17 protein-coding genes are annotated in these 18,468 nt (G+C 62.5%); 8 read left to right on the top strand and 9 right to left on the bottom strand.

The features are described from left to right. Nucleotides 1-112 precede the first annotated feature (112 nt). Complete coding sequence (locus ABIE53_RS31660; protein WP_006052339.1) at nt 113-1,462, bottom strand: MFS transporter; 1,350 nt, start codon at nt 1,460-1,462, stop codon at nt 113-115. 180 nt (nt 1,463-1,642) lie between these two features. Next, the gene (gene kdgD / locus ABIE53_RS31655; RefSeq protein WP_006052338.1) at nt 1,643-2,560 is read right to left on the bottom strand and encodes a 5-dehydro-4-deoxyglucarate dehydratase; all 918 of its coding nucleotides are present in this window, start codon (nt 2,558-2,560) and stop codon (nt 1,643-1,645) included. Nucleotides 2,561-2,777: 217 nt separating this feature from the next. Between kdgD and garD the strand changes: the two genes are divergently transcribed. The 7 genes from garD (at nt 2,778) to ABIE53_RS31620 (ending at nt 11,180) form a co-directional block, all read left to right on the top strand. Next, the gene (gene garD, locus ABIE53_RS31650; protein ID WP_192700314.1) at nt 2,778-4,367 is read left to right on the top strand and encodes a galactarate dehydratase; all 1,590 of its coding nucleotides are present in this window, start codon (nt 2,778-2,780) and stop codon (nt 4,365-4,367) included. Nucleotides 4,368-4,487: 120 nt separating this feature from the next. Continuing rightward, nucleotides 4,488-5,330, top strand: coding sequence for an NAD-dependent epimerase/dehydratase family protein (locus tag ABIE53_RS31645; RefSeq protein ID WP_192700313.1), 843 nt, complete (start codon nt 4,488-4,490; stop codon nt 5,328-5,330). Further along, nucleotides 5,327-6,277 (top strand): SMP-30/gluconolactonase/LRE family protein, encoded by a 951-nt coding sequence (locus tag ABIE53_RS31640; RefSeq protein ID WP_192700312.1) that lies wholly within the window; start codon nt 5,327-5,329, stop codon nt 6,275-6,277. Before ABIE53_RS31645 ends, ABIE53_RS31640 begins: the two co-directional genes overlap by 4 nt. Nucleotides 6,278-6,948: 671 nt before the next feature. Beyond that, entirely contained in the window at nt 6,949-7,941 is a 993-nt protein-coding gene (locus ABIE53_RS31635) for a TRAP transporter substrate-binding protein (RefSeq protein ID WP_006052334.1), read from the top strand. A 76-nt stretch (nt 7,942-8,017) separates the two neighbouring features. Next, nucleotides 8,018-8,536 carry a TRAP transporter small permease gene (locus ABIE53_RS31630; protein WP_310076428.1) on the top strand — a complete coding sequence of 173 codons (519 nt, stop codon included), beginning with the start codon at nt 8,018-8,020 and terminating at the stop codon, nt 8,534-8,536. A 7-nt stretch (nt 8,537-8,543) separates the two neighbouring features. Further along, nucleotides 8,544-9,896 carry a TRAP transporter large permease gene (locus tag ABIE53_RS31625; RefSeq protein ID WP_006052332.1) on the top strand — a complete coding sequence of 451 codons (1,353 nt, stop codon included), beginning with the start codon at nt 8,544-8,546 and terminating at the stop codon, nt 9,894-9,896. A gap of 78 nt (nt 9,897-9,974) precedes the next feature. Beyond that, on the top strand, nt 9,975-11,180 hold the full coding sequence (locus ABIE53_RS31620) for a porin (RefSeq protein WP_006052331.1): 1,206 nt from the start codon (nt 9,975-9,977) through the stop codon (nt 11,178-11,180). A gap of 110 nt (nt 11,181-11,290) precedes the next feature. Here the strand turns inward: ABIE53_RS31620 and ABIE53_RS31615 are convergent, their stop codons facing one another. From ABIE53_RS31615 to ABIE53_RS31605, 3 genes are read right to left on the bottom strand one after another with little or no spacing between them, the layout of a single operon-like run. Beyond that, on the bottom strand, nt 11,291-11,482 hold the full coding sequence (locus ABIE53_RS31615; protein WP_006052330.1) for a 4-oxalocrotonate tautomerase: 192 nt from the start codon (nt 11,480-11,482) through the stop codon (nt 11,291-11,293). A gap of 59 nt (nt 11,483-11,541) precedes the next feature. Beyond that, on the bottom strand, nt 11,542-12,318 hold the full coding sequence (locus tag ABIE53_RS31610) for a class II aldolase/adducin family protein (RefSeq protein WP_029968665.1): 777 nt from the start codon (nt 12,316-12,318) through the stop codon (nt 11,542-11,544). 31 nt (nt 12,319-12,349) lie between these two features. Then, on the bottom strand, nt 12,350-13,219 hold the full coding sequence (locus ABIE53_RS31605) for an urea transporter (protein ID WP_192700311.1): 870 nt from the start codon (nt 13,217-13,219) through the stop codon (nt 12,350-12,352). A 223-nt stretch (nt 13,220-13,442) separates the two neighbouring features. On the opposite strand from ABIE53_RS31605, the gene ABIE53_RS31600 reads away from it, so the two are divergent. After that, a complete protein-coding gene (locus ABIE53_RS31600) occupies nt 13,443-13,997 on the top strand; it encodes a putative glycolipid-binding domain-containing protein (RefSeq protein WP_192700310.1) in 555 nt (184 codons plus the stop codon). Here the strand turns inward: ABIE53_RS31600 and ABIE53_RS31595 are convergent. From ABIE53_RS31595 to ABIE53_RS31580, 4 genes are all read right to left on the bottom strand, one after another. Further along, complete coding sequence (locus ABIE53_RS31595) at nt 13,972-14,940, bottom strand: alpha/beta fold hydrolase (protein ID WP_192700309.1); 969 nt, start codon at nt 14,938-14,940, stop codon at nt 13,972-13,974. The genes ABIE53_RS31600 and ABIE53_RS31595 overlap by 26 nt on opposite strands. Further along, on the bottom strand, nt 14,937-15,818 hold the full coding sequence (locus ABIE53_RS31590) for a metal-dependent hydrolase (RefSeq protein ID WP_192700308.1): 882 nt from the start codon (nt 15,816-15,818) through the stop codon (nt 14,937-14,939). The genes ABIE53_RS31595 and ABIE53_RS31590 overlap by 4 nt, the downstream gene beginning before the upstream one ends. Nucleotides 15,819-15,894: 76 nt before the next feature. Continuing rightward, nucleotides 15,895-16,803 carry an SDR family NAD(P)-dependent oxidoreductase gene (locus ABIE53_RS31585; RefSeq protein WP_192700307.1) on the bottom strand — a complete coding sequence of 303 codons (909 nt, stop codon included), beginning with the start codon at nt 16,801-16,803 and terminating at the stop codon, nt 15,895-15,897. Nucleotides 16,804-16,852: 49 nt separating this feature from the next. Continuing rightward, nucleotides 16,853-18,466: a flavin-containing monooxygenase gene (locus ABIE53_RS31580; RefSeq protein ID WP_192700306.1), complete on the bottom strand. Its 1,614-nt coding sequence runs from the start codon at nt 18,464-18,466 to the stop codon at nt 16,853-16,855. Nucleotides 18,467-18,468 lie beyond the last annotated feature (2 nt).

Below are 18,468 nucleotides of genomic sequence, written 5' to 3'. Positions count from 1 at the left end.
CGTCGTCTGACGACTGATTATAGAAAGGCCGGATCAATTTGAGCGGGAGGTGAGGGCCGGGCCGCAGCGCGCGGCCGCGGCCCGAAGCCGGGCGCTGTAATTCGCGCCGCGCTTAGCGCGGGCGCAGCTCCACGCGCTTGATGTCCTTCACGATCACGAGGTAGCTGAACACCGTCAGCAGCGCGTTCGCGCCGACGAACACCAGCGCGCCGTTGAACGAGCCGCTTTGCGCGACCAGGTAGCCGATCACGATCGGCGTGACGATGCCGGCCACGTTGCCGAACATGTTGAAGATGCCGCCCGACAAACCGAGCGCTTCCTTCGGCGACGTGTCGGCGACCACCGCCCAGCCGAGCGCGCCGATGCCCTTGCCGAAGAACGCGAGCGACATCAGGGCGACGACGATCCAGTCGGTCGAAACGTAGTTGCAGCCGATGATCGACACCGACAGCAGCATGCCGCCGACAATCGGCACCTTGCGCGCGACGGTCAGCGAATGGCCGCGCCGGATCAGCGAGTCCGACAGAATGCCGCCGAGCACGCCGCCGGAAAATCCGCAGATCGCCGGTAACGACGCGACGAGGCCCGCCTGCAGAATCGTCATGTGACGCGCCTGCACGAGGTAGATCGGAAACCAGGTCAGGAAGAAGTACGTCAGCACGTTGATGCAGTACTGCGCGAGATAGACGCCGACCAGCATCCGGTTCGTCAGCAACTGGCGCACGAGCGACCAGCCGCCGGCCTTTTCGACGTCGGCGGGACCGGTTTTCTGGTGACCGTTGATCACGCCGCCGCCCTGTTCGATGTACTCCAGTTCCGAAGCCGACACGCCCGGATGGTCGGCGGGATGCTTCATCACCTTGAGCCAGGTGAGCGCGAGCAGCAAGCCGGCCACGCCCATCACGACGTACACCATGTGCCAGCCGAACGCGTGCGTGAGCCAGGCCATCAGCGGCGTGAAGATCACTGCCGCGAAGTATTGCGCCGAGTTGAAGATCGCCGATGCGGTGCCGCGTTCCTTGGTCGGAAACCAGCTCGCCACGACTTTGGCGTTGGCCGGAAAGGCCGGCGATTCCGCCGCGCCCATCGCGAAACGCAACACGAAGAGACCCGTCACCGCGGCGGCCGCGCTGCCGAGCAAGCCGATCGAGCTTTGCAGCAGCGTGAAGAGCGACCAGAAGAAAATGCTCGCGGCGTACACGCGCCGTGCGCCGAAGCGGTCGAGCAGCCAGCCGGCCGGCAATTGCGAGGCCACGTAAGCCCAGCTGAACGCCGAGAAAATGTAGCCCATGCGGATCGCGTCGAAGCCGAATTCGGCGCGCATCGCCGAGCCGGTGACCGACAGCGTCGCGCGGTCTGCGTAATTGAACGTGGTGATTACAAAGATAAGAAGCAGGATCGCGTAGCGGACTTTGGTGCGCTTTGCGACGTTGGCGGAACTCGCCGTGCGGCTCATTTCCATGGTCATCTCCTTAATTCTTGTACAAGAGAGCGGGCTCGTGGCCTCGACCGCATGTGCGAAAAACGCCCGGCGACGCGGTCGTCTCCGGGCGCTCCTTGCGCAGCCGTCTATGCGGCTCTCATCTGCGGCAGTTGTCCGCGTGGCCGGCCGGCAGTCGATCCGCCGGCCACGCGCGCTGCGTTACTGCGGGCCGAGCGTCTTGATGAGCGCGTCGAGTTGCGCCATTTCTTCTTCGGTCAGATCGGTCAGCGGCGCACGCACCGGACCGGCGCTGTGGCCGACGAGCTTCGCGCCCGCCTTGACGATGCTCACCGCGTACCCGGCGCGGCGGTTGCGAATCTTCAGGTACGGCAGGAAGAATTCGTCGATCAGTTTGCCGACGGTCGCGTGGTCGTCCGCGGCGATTGCGCGGTAGAAGTCCATCGCGGTCTTCGGAATGAAGTTGAACACCGCCGACGAGTACACCGGCACGCCCAGCGCCTTGTAGGCCGCGGCGTAGACTTCCGCGGTCGGCAGGCCGCCGAGGTACGAGAAGCGGTCGCCCAGACGGCGGCGGATCGTCACCATGTTTTCGATCTCGCCCACGCCGTCCTTGAAGCCGATCAGGTTCGGGCAGCGCTCGGCGAGACCCTCGAGCATGTCGGCGTTAAGCTTCGAATTGGCGCGGTTGTAAATGATCACGCCCATGTTCGGCACCGACTTGCAGACTTCTTCGGCGTGCGCGGCGATGCCTTCCTGGCAGGCTTCCGTCAGGTAGTGCGGCATCAGCAGAATGCCGTTTGCGCCGTGGCGTTCGGCTTCTTTCGCATACTCGATGGCGACGCGCGTCGGGCCGCCCGCGCCGGCCAGGATCGGCACCTTGCCCTTGCAGACTTCGGCTGCGGTGCGCACGACGTTCGAATAGTCGTTGTGCGTCAGCGAGAAGAACTCGCCCGTGCCGCCGGCGACGAACAGCGCCGAAGCGCCGTACGGAGCGAGCCATTCGAGGCGCTCGGCGAAGGTGTCGGCGCGGAATTCGCCTTGTGCGTCGAAGTCGGTGACCGGGAAGGAGAGGAGGCCTTCTGAAACGATCTGCTTGAGTTCCTGCGGTGTCGTCATGATGTCTGTATCCAGGCGTCGGTGTAGGTTGGATCAATAGAAATGAAGATTTCTTATACGTCATCGTACAACAACAATTCGGCTAACTCAACGGTGTTTTCGCGGCATAATGGTGCTGTTAGGGTAAATACGGAACATCCCACGCGATTCGCATGTTGTAGGATGACGTATGAATAAGCTGGCGCAGAAGGCGTAAATCGCCATAAGGATCGATGCAATGGAACTTTCACCGCTCTACATTCGCGTTCACCCCAATGACAATGTCGCGATCGTCGTGAACGACGGCGGACTGGGTGAGGGCGCCGTATTCCCCGACGGCCTGGTGCTGCGCGAGCGCGTGCCGCAGGGCCACAAAGTCGCGCTGGCTGATCTGGCCGAGGGCGACGAGGTCATCCGCTATAACGTGGTGATCGGCTATGCGCTGAAGGCGCTGCCCAAGGGAAGCTGGATCAACGAGCACGTGATCCGCATGCCGAGTCCGCCGGGACTCGAAGACTTGCCCATTGCGACGATCAAGGCGCCGGACATGCCGCCGCTCGAGGGCTACACCTTCGAGGGCTATCGCAACGCGGACGGCTCGGTGGGCTCGCGCAACATTCTGGCGATCACCACGACAGTGCAATGCGTGGCGGATGTGGTCGAACACGCGGTCGTGCGCATCAAGTCTGAGTTGTTGCCGAAGTACCCGAATGTCGACGACGTGGTCGGCCTCGGCCACACCTACGGTTGCGGCGTCGCGATCGACGCGCCCGACGCGATGGTGCCGATCCGCACGGTGCGCAACATCGCGCTGAATCCGAACTTCGGCGGCGAGGTGATGATGGTGAGCCTCGGTTGCGAGAAATTGCAGCCGGAGCGCCTGATGCCGCCCGGCACTATTCCGATTGCCGCCGCGCAGAACCCGAGCGAGATCGCGGATATCGGCGATCTTGGCGCCGACGAGAACGGCGACGTCGTCGTGTTGCAGGACGAATCGCACGTCGGCTTCCAGTCGATGATCGATTCGATCATGAGGACCGCGGAAGGTCATCTGAAGCGGCTCAACAACCGGCGTCGCGAGACGTGTTCCGCCGCGGATCTCGTGGTCGGCGTGCAATGCGGCGGCAGCGACGCGTTCTCCGGCCTCACCGCGAATCCGGCCGTGGGCTTCGCGACCGACCTGCTGGTGCGCGCGGGCGCCACCGTGATGTTCTCCGAAGTGACCGAAGTGCGCGACGGCGTCGATCAACTGACGGCGCGCGCGGCGAACGCGGACGTCGCGCAGGCGATCATCCGCGAGATGCAGTGGTACGACGATTATCTGAAGCGCGGCGGCGCGGACCGCAGCGCGAACACCACGCCGGGCAACAAGAAGGGCGGGCTGTCGAACATCGTCGAAAAGGCGATGGGCTCGATCATCAAGTCAGGCAACTCGGCGATTTCGGGCGTGCTGTCGCCGGGCGAGAAAGTGCGCCAGAAAGGGCTGATTTATGCGGCGACGCCGGCGAGCGACTTTATCTGCGGCACGCTTCAACTGGCGGCCGGCATCAATCTGCACGTCTTCACGACGGGCCGCGGCACGCCGTACAGTCTCGCCGAAGTGCCGGTCATCAAGGTCGCGACGCGTTCCGATCTGGCGCGCCGCTGGCACGACCTGATGGACATCAACGCGGGCACCATCGCAACCGGCACGGCGACGATCGAAGAGGTGGGCTGGGAACTGTTCCGCTTCATGCTCGACGTCGCGAGCGGCCGCAAGAAGACCTGCGCCGAGAAGCTGAAGCTGCATAATGCGCTGGCGCTGTTCAATCCGGCGCCGGTGACCTGAGTGCCGCATCTGGCGAGCCGCGAAATTCGCGGCTCGTTTTACGTGGTGGCTTCACTGCTTCGTTAGCTTCATTTGCCTTATTCGCTTCATTCGCCTCATAGACGGCTCAAACAAAAAGACATGACTGATTCGAATTCCGACCGCACATCCGCGAAAAAACCGTTTCGGCGCCTGCTGCTCACCGGCGCGGCAGGCAATCTCGGCAAGCAATTGCGCGGCGCGCTGGCCGCGTGGGCCGACGTGGTGCGTGTGACCGACATCGCGCCGCTCGGCGAGCTGGCTGCGCACGAAGAAGCGTCGATCGTCGACCTCGCCGACGAAGCCGCGGTCCTCGCGCTGCTCGAAGGCGTGGACGCGGTGATTCACCTCGGCGGCATCTCCGTCGAAGCGCCGTTCGCGGATCTGCTCGAAGCGAACATTCGCGGTCTCTACAACCTGTATTCGGCGGCGCAGAAGCAGGGCGTGAAGCGCATCGTCTACGCAAGCTCGAATCACGCGGTCGGTTTTCATCCTGTGACGGAAGTGCTTGATACGGATGCGCCGTTGCGCCCCGACAGCCTGTATGGCGTGACGAAATGCTTCGGCGAATCGCTGTCGCGCTATTACTTCGACCGCTTCGGGCTCGAGACGGTGTGTCTGCGGATCGGCTCGTCGTTCGAGCAGCCGAAGAACCCGCGCATGCTCGTCACGTATCTGAGCTATCGCGACTTCATCGAACTCGTGCGCTGTTCGCTGTTCACGAATCGCGTCGGGCACGCGATCGTGTACGGCGTGTCGGATAACCGCACCAAGTGGGTCGATAACACCAAAGCGGCGTTTCTCGGTTTCCGTCCGCAGGACAGTTCCGTGCAGTTCGAGCATCTGTTTCCAGTCACCGCGCCGACCGCCGATCTGGACGATCCCACGCAGCGCTTCCAAGGCGGTCCCTTCGTGCTGGCCGGGCCAATGGAGCCGAAGCGATGAGCGCGGCGGGCAATCCTCGCGTCGAACGGGTCGAACGCGTCGAAGCGGCGGGGCCGGCGCCGGCTGCCGTGGGCGAGAGTCCGGTATGGCGCGCGGCCGAACAGGCGCTTTACTGGGTCGATATTCCGGCGCAAAAAATCGTGCGCTTGCGACTCGAAAGCGGCGAGCGGTCTGAATGGCTGTTGCCGGAGAAGGTCGCGTGCATCGCGTTCGATTGTCGCGGCAACGTGCTCGCGGGCTGTGAGACCGGTCTTTTCGCGGTGACGCTGAGCGACGCTTCGGCGCCTCTTGCGACGCAAGCCGAGCCCGTGAAGGTCAGCGGGCGCAAGCTCGCCGCACCGGTCTTCCCGTTCGGCGACATGCGTTTCAACGACGGCCGCTGCGACCGGCAAGGCCGTTTCTGGGCAGGCACGATGGTGCAGGATATGGCGGCCGCCAACCCGGCCGGCGCGCTCTACCGATTCGACGCGGACGGCGTGCTGTCGGCGCCGGTCGTGGACGGACTCATCACGCAGAACGGCCTCGGCTGGTCGCCCGATGGCAGCACGATGTATCTGTCGGACTCGCACCCGCTGCGCAGACAGATATGGGCTTTCGACTACGACGTCGAAACCGGCGAGCCGCGCAACCGCCGCGTGTTCGCGGACCTGAACCACTATGTGGGGCGGCCCGACGGCGCGGCGGTGGATGCGGACGGCTGCTACTGGATCTGCTCAAATGACGCGGGCGCGCTGCTGCGCTTCACGCCGCAAGGCAAGCTCGACCGGCAGATTAACGTGCCCGCGATCAAACCCGCGATGTGCGCATTCGGCGGCCGCGACCTGGACACGCTGTTCGTCACGTCGATTCGCCCGGCGGCTGGCGCGAGCGAACACGACGGGCATCTCTTCGCGCTGCGTCCGGGCGTCAGCGGCTTGCCAGAGCCGGAATTCGCCGGCGATCTGTAAGCGAAAGAGAGCAGTCGGAAAGAGCGCCGGCGCGGGCAACGCGACCGGCGCTTATTGTTTCACGCTCGTTAATTCATCACTCGTCATACAACATTGTGGCGTCGATACGACGATTTGCGTCGTCGTTTTACGAAAAATCGGCGTTCCGGCCTTCTCCGCTCGCGTGGATCTCCAATCCCGCCGCTGCCGCGCGTGTCCATGCTGACAGCGTATTCAGGTCATCTCTACCGGATGCCCGTTTCCTCGGGTAAATACCGTCTGTACAACTCAAACTGCGTTTTATAGACTTCGTATGTCGTCGTACAACGTATAAGCGCAAACAGATTGCTTTCTGTACTTTTCGAGATAGCAGCGCATCGCACGGTACGTGGCGGCTTTGGCGTGCGCGATGGTTCACAGGTTCACGCCCAGGCATGCCGACGCAGCAGAAGTAAAAGAAGTCGAGTTGTCTGACAGGAGTGCTGATCTTTGTGCCGGGGACGTTGCACGGACAGCACGGCAGGGCGTTCGCCACCGCAGGAGACCGCGGGCGCCGCGCCGGGAGACGCAGCAAAACCATGTCACATCCGAGACTGGCCGTCGTTACGGCAGTTCGCTACCGGCTGTCCGCGAGCGGCTGTTGCAAGCGGCTCTTTGCATCGATTGGATGTCTAATTTTGAGGAATGTCACGATGAATAAGAAGTTTGCCTCTTCCCGTGTTTCGTTGATCGTCGCCGCGTCCGTGCTGGCCTTCGGCGCCATGTCGGCGCAGGCGCGCGTGTTCCGCGTGTCGGACGTGCATGGCGACACGTACCCGACCAACATGGCCGTCAAGTACATGGGCGAGCAGATCAAGAAGGCAACCGACGGCAAGGACTCGGTGAAGGTATTCGGCAACAGCGCACTTGGTTCGGAGAACGATACGATCGATCAGGTGCGCATCGGCGCGCTCGACATGGCGCGCGCGAACGGCGCGGCATTCAACGAGATCGTTCCTGAATCGATGATCCCGTCGCTGCCGTTCCTGTTCCGCGACATCGACCATTTCCGTAAGGTGATGTACGGCCCGGAAGGCCAGAAGATTCTCGACGCGTTCAAGGCGAAGGGCATGATCGCACTGACTTTCTATGAAAGCGGCGCGCGCTCCATCTACACGAAGAAGCCGATTCGCACGCCCGCCGACATGAAGGGCCTGAAAGTGCGCGTGCAACCGTCCGATCTGATGGTCGACGAAATCAGGGCAATGGGCGGCACGCCGACGCCGATGCCGTTCGCCGAAGTCTATACGGGCCTGAAGACGGGTCTCGTCGATGCAGCGGAAAACAATCTGCCGTCGTACGAAGAGACCAAGCACTTCGAAGTCGCGCCGGTCTATTCGGAAACCCAGCACTCGATGACGCCGGAAGTTCTCGTCTTCTCGAAGAAGATCTGGGACACGCTTTCGCCGCAAGAACAGGAAATCATCAAGAAGGCCGCGGCTGATTCCGTGCCGTACTACCAGAAGCTTTGGACCGCACGCGAAAGCGACGCAAGCAAGACCGTGACGAAGGGCGGCGCGCAGATCGTCGCACCGTCGCAGATCGATCGCGCGGCATTCGTCAAGGTGATGCAGCCGGTGTGGGCGAAGTATGAAAAGACCCCGCAAATGAAGCAGCTCGTCGACGAAATCCAGGCAATCAAGTAAGAGTCGCATGGTGTTTTACGCAGCGGGAAAGTCTTGCAGGAAGCTGCGGACTTTCCCGCTGCATGCCGCATGCTGAATGCCGCCGCCGCTGATGTCGGCAGGCAAGAATGGGATCAAGAGATTTATGAAACGCCCAAACGATTTTCTCTTTCGCACGCTAACCGTCATCGCCTCCGTCAGCCTTGCTGCGCTGAGTCTGCTGGTGATCTATGGCGTCGTGATGCGCTATGTATTTAGCGACGCGCCCGATTTCGTCGAACCCATCGCGCTATTGCTCGTAATCGTGATCGCGATGTTCGGCGCCGCGCTCAAGGTTCGCGAAGGCGGCCATATCGGGCTCGATTCGCTCGTGAAGAGCCTGCCCGTAAAAGGCCAACTGATCGCGCACGTGTTCCAGCACTTGTGCCTGATCGCGCTTGCCGTGGCGATCTTCTTCGGCTCTCTGGAGATGGCAGAGACCACGCGGCATGACCACATTCCAATTCTGGGTTTGCCGGAAGCGCTTCGTTATCTGATCCCGGTTATTGCCAGCGTCTGCATCGCGTCGTTCTCAATCGAGAACCTGCTCGCGCTTTTCGCAAAGAAACACAAATAGAACAATCATGGAACTTGCCCTCCTTTCTATCAGTTTCATCGTTTTTCTGGTACTCGGCGTTCCTGTTTCGTTCGCGCTGGGACTCTCGTGCGTGCTGACGTATCTGTACGAGGGACTGCCCGCGGCCACCGCCATGCAGTCGATGGTCTCGGGGATGAATGCGTTTTCATTCCTCGCCGTACCGTTCTTCATCTTCTCCGGCGAGCTGATGCTCCACGGCGGGATTGCCGATCGCATCCTGCGTTTTGCGCAAGCCACTGTCGGTCATTTCCGCGGCGGCCTCGGCATGGCCAATGTCGTCGCGTGCACGTTGTTCGGCGGCGTCTCGGGTTCGCCCACGGCGGACACGTCGGCAATGGGCGGCGTCATCATTCCATTGATGAAGCGCGAAGGCTATAGCGCCGCGTACGCCGTCAATGTCACGACGCATTCGTCGCTGGCGGGCGCGCTGATGCCGACGTCGACGAACATGATCATCTACGCGTTCGCCGCGCAGGGCATTACAGGAACGCTGAACGGTGTGCCGATGAGCGGCGTGTCGATCGGCGATCTGCTGTTCTCGGGTCTCTTGCCGGTGTTGTGGGTGATGGGCTTCGTGCTGATCGCCGCGTACTGGCAAGCGGTGCGCTACGGCTATCCGCGCCGTCCCGACGGTTCCACCGGACTGCAGCGTTTCCCCGGCTGGCTCGCGGTCGCGCGCACGTTCCTCGGCGCATTGCCGGGCCTGATGGTCATCGCGATCATTCTGGTCTGCGTGGCAAAGGGTATTGCTACGGCGACGGAAGCCGCCGCTATTGCAGTCGCTTATTCGCTTGTGCTGACAGTCGTCGTGTATCGCACGATGACGCTGAAGAAGCTCTCTTTCGCCTTGTCGAAAGCCGCGAAAACGACGGGCGTCGTGCTGCTTCTGATTGGCGTATCGAACATGCTGCGCTACCAGATGGCTTATCTGGAGATCCCCGATGCAATCGAGCACATGCTCGACGGCGCAACGAGCATTCCCTGGTTGATGCTGCTGTACATCAACATCATCCAGATCTTCCTCGGCACGTTTGTCGATATGGCGGCGCACATTCTGATCACCACGCCGCTGTTCCTGCCGATGGCGATGCATAGCGGCGTCGGCCCCGTGCAGTTCGGCATCATGATCCTGCTGAATTGCGCATTGGGTCTCGTGCATCCGCCGATCGGCTCAGTGCAGTTCATCGGCTGCGCGATTGGGAATGTGTCGATTGGGGAAACTACCAAGGTGGCGTGGCCTTATTACCTCGCTATCTTCAGCGCCATTAACATTGTGACGTACGTCCCGATGTTCTCCACGTGGTTGCCGAGCCTGATTAATGGACACCCGGTTTTCTGACCGGACATCCCGATTCACCGGTTGCGCGGTTCAGACAATGACCGGTAGTCAAGAACAATTTTTTAAAGAGGAGCATAAATGAAAAAGGCACTAGCAACCTCCGCCCTTGGCCTGTTCGCCCTTGGCGCACACGCTCAGAGCAGCGTGACGTTGTACGGTATCGTCGATACAGGGATCGGCTACCAAAGCAGCTCGGCGGCGCTCGGCTCGAATTCGGGCGGCCGCTCGGTTGTGAAGATGAACAACGGCATCTGGGCGGGTAGCCGCTTCGGCCTGAAGGGTAGCGAGGATCTTGGCGGCGGCACGAAGGCCATTTTCCAGTTGGAGCAGGGCTTTAACAGCGCAACCGGCGCGCAGAGCGTGAACGGCCTCGGCTTCAGCCGCCAGGCCTGGATCGGCGTGACGAACCCCACGTACGGTACGCTGACGGCTGGCCGTCAGTACACGTCGTACTACACGCTGCTGTCGCCGTATAGCCCGACTACGTGGCTGACGGGCGCTTACGGCGCACACCCGGGCGATCTCGATTCGCTGGATACGATCTATCGCGCGAATAACTCCCTCGTGTACACGTCGCCGAAGATGTACGGTGTGACGGTGAGCGGTTCGTACTCGTTGGGCGGCGTGCCGGGCAGCTTCAACGCCGGCTCGACGTGGAGCGCCGCAGTGCAGTACCTGAACGGTCCGTTCGGTATCGCAGCGGGCTTCCAGCGCATCAACAACTCGACGCCTGGTGGTGGTCTGTGGGGCCCCGAGTCGACTACGTCGAATAACGGCGCGACGAGCGGCCCGGGTCTGTCGGGCATCACGAACGGTTACCGCACGGCGCAGGCTCAGCAGCGCTTTGCGGTTACCGGCGGCTACGCGTTCAGCTCGCAATGGGACGTGTCGTTCTCGTACTCGAACGTGCAATACATTCCGGGTGTGAACTCGGGTTTCCGTCATCAGGCGACGTTCAACACGGGTGGCGCAGTGGTGCACTTCAAGCCGATCGGCGCACTCGACCTGGCAGCCGGCTATAGCTACACGCGTGCGACGGAATCGAATGGCATTTCGAGCGCAGCCAGCTATCACCAGTTCAACCTGTCGCAGTACTACAGCCTCTCCAAGCGTACGGGTCTGTATGCGGTGGAAGCGTATCAACGTGCGAACGGCAAGACGATCGGCAACAACGGCGTGAGCATCATCAACGCGACGGCCGATATCGGCGACGGTCAGAACAGCGCGCCGTCTTCGTCGCGCAGCCAGGTTGCAGGCGGCGTGGGCATCATTCACCGCTTCTAATGGCTCTGGAGTAGCGGCGGCGTGTTGTTACGCCGCCACAGCGACGCATTTTGTTCATGCGTCGCTGAGCAATAAAACCGCTGCGCGCACCGCGCGCGCAGCGGTTCAATTCAACTCTCGCTGTCGGACCACAAGCGTCCTCCCGTCGCCCAATTTTCGCGCTTCACGTCGGTGAGAATAATGTCCACCGAATTCGGTTCGACGCCGAGCGACTCGCATGTCGCTTTCGTGATTGCTTCGACGAATTGGCGCTTCTGCTCGAGTGAGCGGCCTTCAAACAGTTCGATATGAAACGTGGGCATGATGTATATGGCTCCGTTGATAAAGCGATCGGCGTACTGCGCCGCGTACCCGTTAAGCGCTAATCACGATAGCTCGGATCGAGCCGGTCGAGCTTGCGCAGCAGCGCGGGCCATTCAAGTATTCCTTCGATTGCGCCGCCATCGTAGAGCTGCTCGGCCGTGCGAGTGGCGATTGCATCGTCGGGCACGACGAGCGGCGCGCCGCATGCCTGCGCCTGCAACTGGATCTCGCAAGCCTTGAGCAACGTCGCCATCAGCACGTACGCTTCGGCGACCGTGCGGCCGACCGTCAGCGTGCCGTGATTGCGCAGCAGCATGGCCGGCTTGTCCGCGAGATGCTCGACGAGGCGCTCGCTCTCAGCGGGTGTGAATGCCAGGCCTTCATAGTCGTGATACGCAAGCTGGCGATAAAAACGCAGCGCGTGTTGCGACGCGGGCAGCAGTCCCGCAGGCTGCGCGGAGACGGCCACGCCGGCCGTATTGTGCAGATGCATCACGCAGAAAGCGTCGGCGCGTGCGGCGTGCACGGCGGCATGAATCGCGAAGCCCGTCACGTTCACTGTGTATTCGCTTGCACCGACGATATTGCCGTCGACGTCGATCTTCACGAGATTCGACGCACGCACTTCATCGAATGCGAGGCCGAACGGATTGATCAGGAAGTGGCCCGGCTCGTTCGGCACGCTCGCGGAGATGTGCGTGTAGATGAGATCGTCCCAGCCGTTGAGCGCGACGAGCCGGTAAGCGGCGGCGAGGTCGACGCGGGTCTGCTGCTCCGCTTCGGAGCGTGGCCCGGATTGCGCGACGCGGCCCTTCGGTACATGAGCGAACGACATATGTTTCTCCTGATGGTGCGTAACGGAGTGCCTACGAGTAGAGCATTAGCGCGCGACGCTGCTTCAGCCATTGCACGCCCCACGTTGCGGCGACGAACGGCGCGGTCAGCACGGGCAAGCCAACGCTCGCAGCGCCCGCTTGCAGCAGCGCCGCGAGCGTCACGCCGCCGAGCATCCATACAAGCCCGCATTCGGTCAGCGCCAATGCGGTGAGCGCGCCGTTGAATCCTAGCAGGCCTGCGTTAAACGAGCTTGCCGTCGCGCCCAGCAGCAGATGTTCGGCGCTCGCGAGAGCCGCGCCCGTCAGCGCGCAGAGCGCGTGGCGCGGAGATGCCACGGCGATGCCGATCAGCACCAGCACGCCGGCTGATGCTCCGCCAGCGAACGCGGTTTGCGCGAGACCAGCGAGCAGGCCGTCGGCGAGGTCGGCGTGCGCGTGCGCCGTTGCGAGCGTCGACGATGACGGCGCGCTTGCGGTCATCGGCAGCCAAAGCCAGGTGACGATCAGACACGGGCTCGAGAAATAGCAGAGGCCGCGCGAGCACAGCCATCGCGACCACGGTGCGAGCAGCCAGGCCGTGCCTGTTGCGGCGAGAATCGCGACGGCGGCAGCGGTCGCGTTGTCGGCGATGAAACTGAACGCGGCGAGTCCGGCCAACGCGCCGTTGAAGCCGTAAAGTCCCGCGTGCAGGTCGTCGTCGGAATAGCCCGCCAGCACCGCGCTCACGTTGGCCGCGACCGCGCCGGTCAGCGCCGCGCACGCGAGACGCGGGTCCCACAGCAGCCAGCCGGCCAGCAGACATGCGCCCGTAAAAGCGTTCGCTTGCAGCACGATCTGGCCAAGACTGCGCAGCAGCGTGCGTAGTGCTGCGGAGTGTGCTTCGGTCGCGGCGGCGTGCATGAGTTGTGGATCGATGAGCGTTGGAATCGCGGCGACGTCGCGGACACAGGTGAAACGCGAGCATAGGGCAGTGCTGCCGCTGCGTGCATGCGGGCGCGTTGATAGTCGCTATTTGCAACGCCTCGGATCATGCGGCGATTCGCGCATCGGCGAAAGTAAGACGTTCGCGCTACGATACGAAACGCGGCACGTGCCGCGGTTTTCATCGCGAGGAGGCGATCCAATGCGTGAACTTCGGTGGGCATCGCAAGAGGGCGACGGTATCGAACACTTGACCTTCGATGCGCGCGACGACGGCTTCGAAGTAGAAAGCGTTGTCGTCGGCCAGCGCTATGGCAAGAGCTATGGGCTGCACTACACAGTGCGTTGCGATGTGCAATGGCGCACGCGTCATGCTTGGCTGAAGATTGTCGGCGCGGGAGAACTGGAGTTGCACGGCGACGGCGAGGGCCATTGGCGCGACGGTCACGGCCTCGTGCTGAGCGCGATCGAAGGATGCATCGACATCGACATCGCAGCCACGCCGTTTACCAACACGCTGCCGATTCGCCGGTTGCAACTCGCGCAAGGCGAGCGCCGGCCTCTGCAGGTCGCCTACATTTCGACGCCGGACCTTCAGGTCACGCGAGTCGAGCAGGCGTATTCGTGTATCGAGCTGAATCGCGAATATCGCTATGAAGGCATTTTCCGCGATTTCACGGCGAATATGAAAGTGGATGACGACGGGCTCGTGATCGACTATCCGACGCTATTCAGTCGCCTGCCGCGCGAGCGTTGAAGGGCGCGTTGAGCGGCGCGTTGAACGACGATGTACCCGAGCCGACCGGTCGATACAGGTGCCGCGCAACGAAGCGTTCGATGTGCGCGGCGACCACTTGCGGCTCGCGCAATACAACCCAATGGCCTGCGTCAATCTCGATGCGCTCATAGGGACCAAGCCACGCTTCCTGTCCGAGTGACAATTCTGGCCCGACGTAACGATCGCGTAGCGGCACGATGAACTGCACCGGCGCGTGAGCGTGGCGCGCGCGCGGATGCAGCAGCTTGTCGATGAAATTCGCGCGGTAAAGACCGAGGCCGTTGATCGCGTTGCGCAGTTGCGCGGGGTCGCGCGGCGCCCGCACGCGCTCGGTCATGCGCAGCCACAGCGGCCACATGCGTGCGCCGCCAAGGCGCCATACGAGTTCCGGCAGCCACGGCAGATGAAAGAAGAAGATGTACCAGGACCTGATCATTTGCCGGATGCGGCCGCGCGGAAATTGTTTTGTCATCCTATGTTTTTCGTCTGCAGCGTTCGCGCCGCGCAAGTCCACCGACGCGTGATCAAGGCACGGCCCCGAGATGGACGTATACGACCCAATCCGTCCTTTGAATTCCGGACTGGTGACGGCTTCCCAGCTTTGAATCGAGCCCCAGTCGTGACCGACGAGGTGAAACGGCTGCGCACCGCAGGTCGCATCGACGACCGCCGTGAGATCGGCGGCAAGCTGTTCGAGACGGTAACCGCTGCGCGTGGCCGGTGCGCCGGACGCGCCTGCGCCGCGCACGTCGTAGCTGATGACGCGGTAGCGCGCGTCGAGTTGCGCGCGTACCGGTTCCCACACCGTGGCCGAGTCGGGATAGCCGTGCACGAGCACGATGGGCGGCGCCTCTCGCGGTCCGCTGACGTAGACGGCGAGCCGCACGTCGCCGGCATCCACCGACAACGTGTCGCGTATCACGCGGCCGCCTGCATGCCGCGGCGCGCTGAGCGGCGCGTATTCGGCGCGGCTGCGTTGGCGGCATCGACTGCTGCGACGAGGCCGTCGATGCGCGCAAGTTGCGCGCGATTATCGTGGTCCCACGGATGGAAACCTGGCCGGAAAAAACTCAGCCATTCACCGGCAATCCGCGGAAAAACGCCATGACGTGGCCCATAAAGATACTTCAGCACGCGCCACATGCCGCGCACATGACCGCCGCGTTTTCGATCGGCGATGATCAGACGCACGTGGTAGTCGAACACGATCAGCCAGAACGTGATCGTCGTGGCGAGCATGACGCCCGTGCGCAACAGATAGCGGCCGAGGCCGGGCTTGAGCACTGCGTTCCATACGTCGTAGGAAACGGATTTGTGTTCGGTCTCTTCGAGCGCATGCCACGTCCACATCTGCGCATAGCCTTGAACCGATCCGTCGATGCGCGTCGCGTCCTCGAGCAGCAAACCCGCAAGCATCGCCGTGTAATGCTCGAGGCAAACGGTGACGGCCAACTGATACGAATGCGGCAGAACCTTGCGGCCGAAGTTGAGGATCGCCCACAGCCGCTTGTCGAGTTTATGCGCGGGCAAGCCGGCCTGTTGCAACAGGTCGTTGTACTCGACATGCTCGCGCGTATGCATGGCTTCCTGGCCGATAAAGCCGAGCACCTGCTTTTTCAACACGGGGTCGTCGATGTCGTCGCGATAGTGGCGCACGCTGTCAATGAAAAAACGCTCGCCAGCCGGAAACAGCAGCGAAAGGGCGTTGAAGAAGTGCGTGACGTGCGAGCCTTGTGCATGCCAATCGCAGGCACGCGCGGGCGGAAGATTGAAACGTAAGTCGCGGCGAACGGGCATCATGGCCTTTTCTCCTTGAATTCGTGTGATTCCTCGTGATTCCTCATGACGCTTTGCGATTCCCGAGCGGCGCGCTTCATCATGCGCGCCTGCCGGCGAGCTGCGCCGCGCGCCGTGCGCGTTTCTCCGCGATGCGCTTCATGCGCCGCGTTTGCAGCACGACGAGTGCCTGATAGGCGGCGGGCAGCGTGCGCGCGAGCCAGTCCGCGGCGCGTGCATCGCGGCCGATCAGCACACGCCGTTTGTTCCTGCGCACGCCGTCCAGAATCACGCGCGCGGCTTCGTCGGCGGTGGTGATAAAGAACTTCTCGAAGTCGTCCTTGCCTTGCTGTTCGTTTTCCAGCATGAAGCCGACCATATTCGGCGCAATGCGGCTCGACTGCGCGATGCCGGTGCGGATGCCGCCCGGATGCACACACGTCGCCGACACGCCGCATTTCATCAGGTCGAGTTCCTGGCGCAGCGCTTCGGTGAAGCCGCGCACCGCGAACTTGGTCGCGTTGTAGCCGCTCATGCCGGGTTGCGAAAACAGACCGAATACGCTCGACGTATTGACGATGTGACCTTCGCCGGAAGCCTTCAAATAAGGCAGAAACGCCTTCGTGCCGTGCACGACACCCCAGAAGTTGATGCCGACGATCCATTCGAGATCCGCGTACTCCATTCCTTCAATGGTGCTCGACAACGCGACGCCCGCGTTGTTGAACACCAGATTGACGCGCCCATGCTCAGCAGCCGTTTGCGCCGCCCACGCGAACATCGCGTTGCGATCCGACACATCGAATACGGCCGTCGTGATGAGAAGCGGCGCGCCCACGATATGCGGTGCTGCGGCCTGTGCGAGTCGAGCGGTCTCCTCGAGGCTCGTCGCGTTGCGGTCGGCGAGGGCGAGATGGCAACCTTCGCGCGCGAGGCGAATCGCAAGCGAGCGGCCCATGCCCGAACCCGCGCCGGTGATCGCGGCGACCTTGTCGGTGAAGTGCTTCATTGGTTTTATCTCCTGTCCTCTCTGAAGGTGCGTTGTCGTTATTGCTATTTCACGTCGCTTCCGCCGATGCCGATGCCGATGCCGTGCCTTGCACATGCGCGCTTTGCGTTGCAGCGGCATGTGCGCTCACGTTCACGTTGACGCTCTGAGGCGCGGGCGAATAGGCGAAGTAATCGGCCATGCTGAACGTGCTGGTGGCCCGGCGGAACTTGTAGGCGAAGCCAGGCCACAGGGTCGTGTTCTTCCCGGTTCTCGGGTCCAGATACCAGCTCTTGCAGCCGCCCGTCGACCAGATCGCGCGGCCGAGCTGCTGCTGAATCTGTTCGTTGTACGCGCGCTCCACGTGCGGACGCACCTCGATCGCCGCTGCGCCTTCGTTCTGCATCGCCTTCAACGCACGCAGAATGTATTCGACCTGCGACTCGATCATGAACACCATCGAGTTGTGACCGAGGCCGGTGTTCGGACCCACGATCATGAAAAAGTTCGGATAGCCAGGCAATGTCGTACCCAGGTACGCATGCGCGCCGTCTCTCCATGTATCGACGATGTCGACGCCGCCGCGTCCGCGCACCACGCCTCGGGCAAACGGATCGGCGACCTGAAAACCGGTGCCGAAGATCAGGCAGTCGGCCGGATGACGCACACCGTCGCTCGTGATGACGGCGTCTTCGTCGATGCGCTCAATCGCGCTCGTCGTCACCGACACGTTTGCTCGCGACAGGGCGGGGAAGTAGTCGTTCGAAATGAGGATGCGCTTGCAGCCCATCGTGTAATCCGGCGTGAGCGTCGCGCGTAATTGCGGGTCGCGCACCTGGCGGCGCAAATGCCGCTCGGCGACTTTCTGCGCGGTCTTCATCAGCGACGGATGAACCGCGAACCCCAGCGCACGCGATTCGAGCATGCAGTACAGCGCCGAGCGCATGACCTTCTGCGTGAACGGCAGATGTTTGAAAAGCCACTGCTCGATGGGCCGCACGGCGCGGTCGGCCTTCGGCATGATCCACGGCGGCGTGCGCTGAAACAGATCGAGATGCGCGACGCGCGGCGCGATTTGCGGCACGAACTGGATCGCGCTCGCGCCCGTGCCGATCACGGCGACGCGTTTGCCTTCGAGCGGGTAGCCGTGGTCCCAATGCTGCGAGTGAAACGCGCGGCCCTTGAACGTCTCGATGCCGGGAATGTTCGGCGTCGACGCGCGCGAGAGTCCGCCCATCGCCGAAATCAGCACGCGCGCCGACCACTGCTGTCCGTTGGCAAAGCGCAGATGCCAGCGGCGGCGCGTGTCGTCGTAGACGGCGCTCGTCAGTTCATGGCCGAAACGCAGATGACGTTCGACTCCAAAGCGCCGCACACAGTCGTCCAGGTACGCGCGGATTTCCGGTTGCCGCGCGAACATGCGCGACCAGCGAGGATTCGGCGCGAACGAAAAGGAGTACACGTGCGATTGCACGTCGCATGCACAGCCGGGGTAGTGGTTGTCGCGCCAGGTGCCGCCGACCGAATCGGCTTTTTCCGCGACGAGAAAATCGGTCAAGCCCGATTGCCGCAAGCGGATCGCCATGCCGAGGCCCGCGAAACCCGTCCCGATAATGGCGATGTCGGTCTCGGCAGGCGCGGACGCGTGGTCCGCCGCGGCGTCGTGGGGCATTCGTGCGTTCATCC

Origin of the sequence: Paraburkholderia sp. OAS925 (assembly GCF_040543975.1) — a bacterium.
Taxonomy (GTDB): Bacteria; Pseudomonadota; Gammaproteobacteria; order Burkholderiales; family Burkholderiaceae; genus Paraburkholderia; species Paraburkholderia graminis.
Note: the sequence above shows the minus strand (reverse complement) of the source record. Positions and strands in the feature narration are given on the sequence as shown.

Coding starts and splice junctions, on each gene's coding strand:
- ABIE53_RS31605 (WP_192700311.1), bottom strand. CDS start 13,219: ATGCACGCCGCCGCGACCGAAGCACACTCCGCAGCACTACGCACGCTG.
- kdgD (WP_006052338.1), bottom strand. CDS start 2,560: ATGACGACACCGCAGGAACTCAAGCAGATCGTTTCAGAAGGCCTCCTC.
- ABIE53_RS31625 (WP_006052332.1), top strand. CDS start 8,544: ATGGAACTTGCCCTCCTTTCTATCAGTTTCATCGTTTTTCTGGTACTC.
- ABIE53_RS31640 (WP_192700312.1), top strand. CDS start 5,327: ATGAGCGCGGCGGGCAATCCTCGCGTCGAACGGGTCGAACGCGTCGAA.
- ABIE53_RS31600 (WP_192700310.1), top strand. CDS start 13,443: ATGCGTGAACTTCGGTGGGCATCGCAAGAGGGCGACGGTATCGAACAC.
- ABIE53_RS31660 (WP_006052339.1), bottom strand. CDS start 1,462: ATGGAAATGAGCCGCACGGCGAGTTCCGCCAACGTCGCAAAGCGCACC.
- ABIE53_RS31580 (WP_192700306.1), bottom strand. CDS start 18,466: ATGAACGCACGAATGCCCCACGACGCCGCGGCGGACCACGCGTCCGCG.
- ABIE53_RS31645 (WP_192700313.1), top strand. CDS start 4,488: ATGACTGATTCGAATTCCGACCGCACATCCGCGAAAAAACCGTTTCGG.
- ABIE53_RS31620 (WP_006052331.1), top strand. CDS start 9,975: ATGAAAAAGGCACTAGCAACCTCCGCCCTTGGCCTGTTCGCCCTTGGC.
- ABIE53_RS31610 (WP_029968665.1), bottom strand. CDS start 12,318: ATGTCGTTCGCTCATGTACCGAAGGGCCGCGTCGCGCAATCCGGGCCA.
- ABIE53_RS31615 (WP_006052330.1), bottom strand. CDS start 11,482: ATGCCCACGTTTCATATCGAACTGTTTGAAGGCCGCTCACTCGAGCAG.
- ABIE53_RS31635 (WP_006052334.1), top strand. CDS start 6,949: ATGAATAAGAAGTTTGCCTCTTCCCGTGTTTCGTTGATCGTCGCCGCG.
- ABIE53_RS31630 (WP_310076428.1), top strand. CDS start 8,018: ATGCCGCCGCCGCTGATGTCGGCAGGCAAGAATGGGATCAAGAGATTT.
- ABIE53_RS31585 (WP_192700307.1), bottom strand. CDS start 16,803: ATGAAGCACTTCACCGACAAGGTCGCCGCGATCACCGGCGCGGGTTCG.
- garD (WP_192700314.1), top strand. CDS start 2,778: ATGGAACTTTCACCGCTCTACATTCGCGTTCACCCCAATGACAATGTC.
- ABIE53_RS31590 (WP_192700308.1), bottom strand. CDS start 15,818: ATGATGCCCGTTCGCCGCGACTTACGTTTCAATCTTCCGCCCGCGCGT.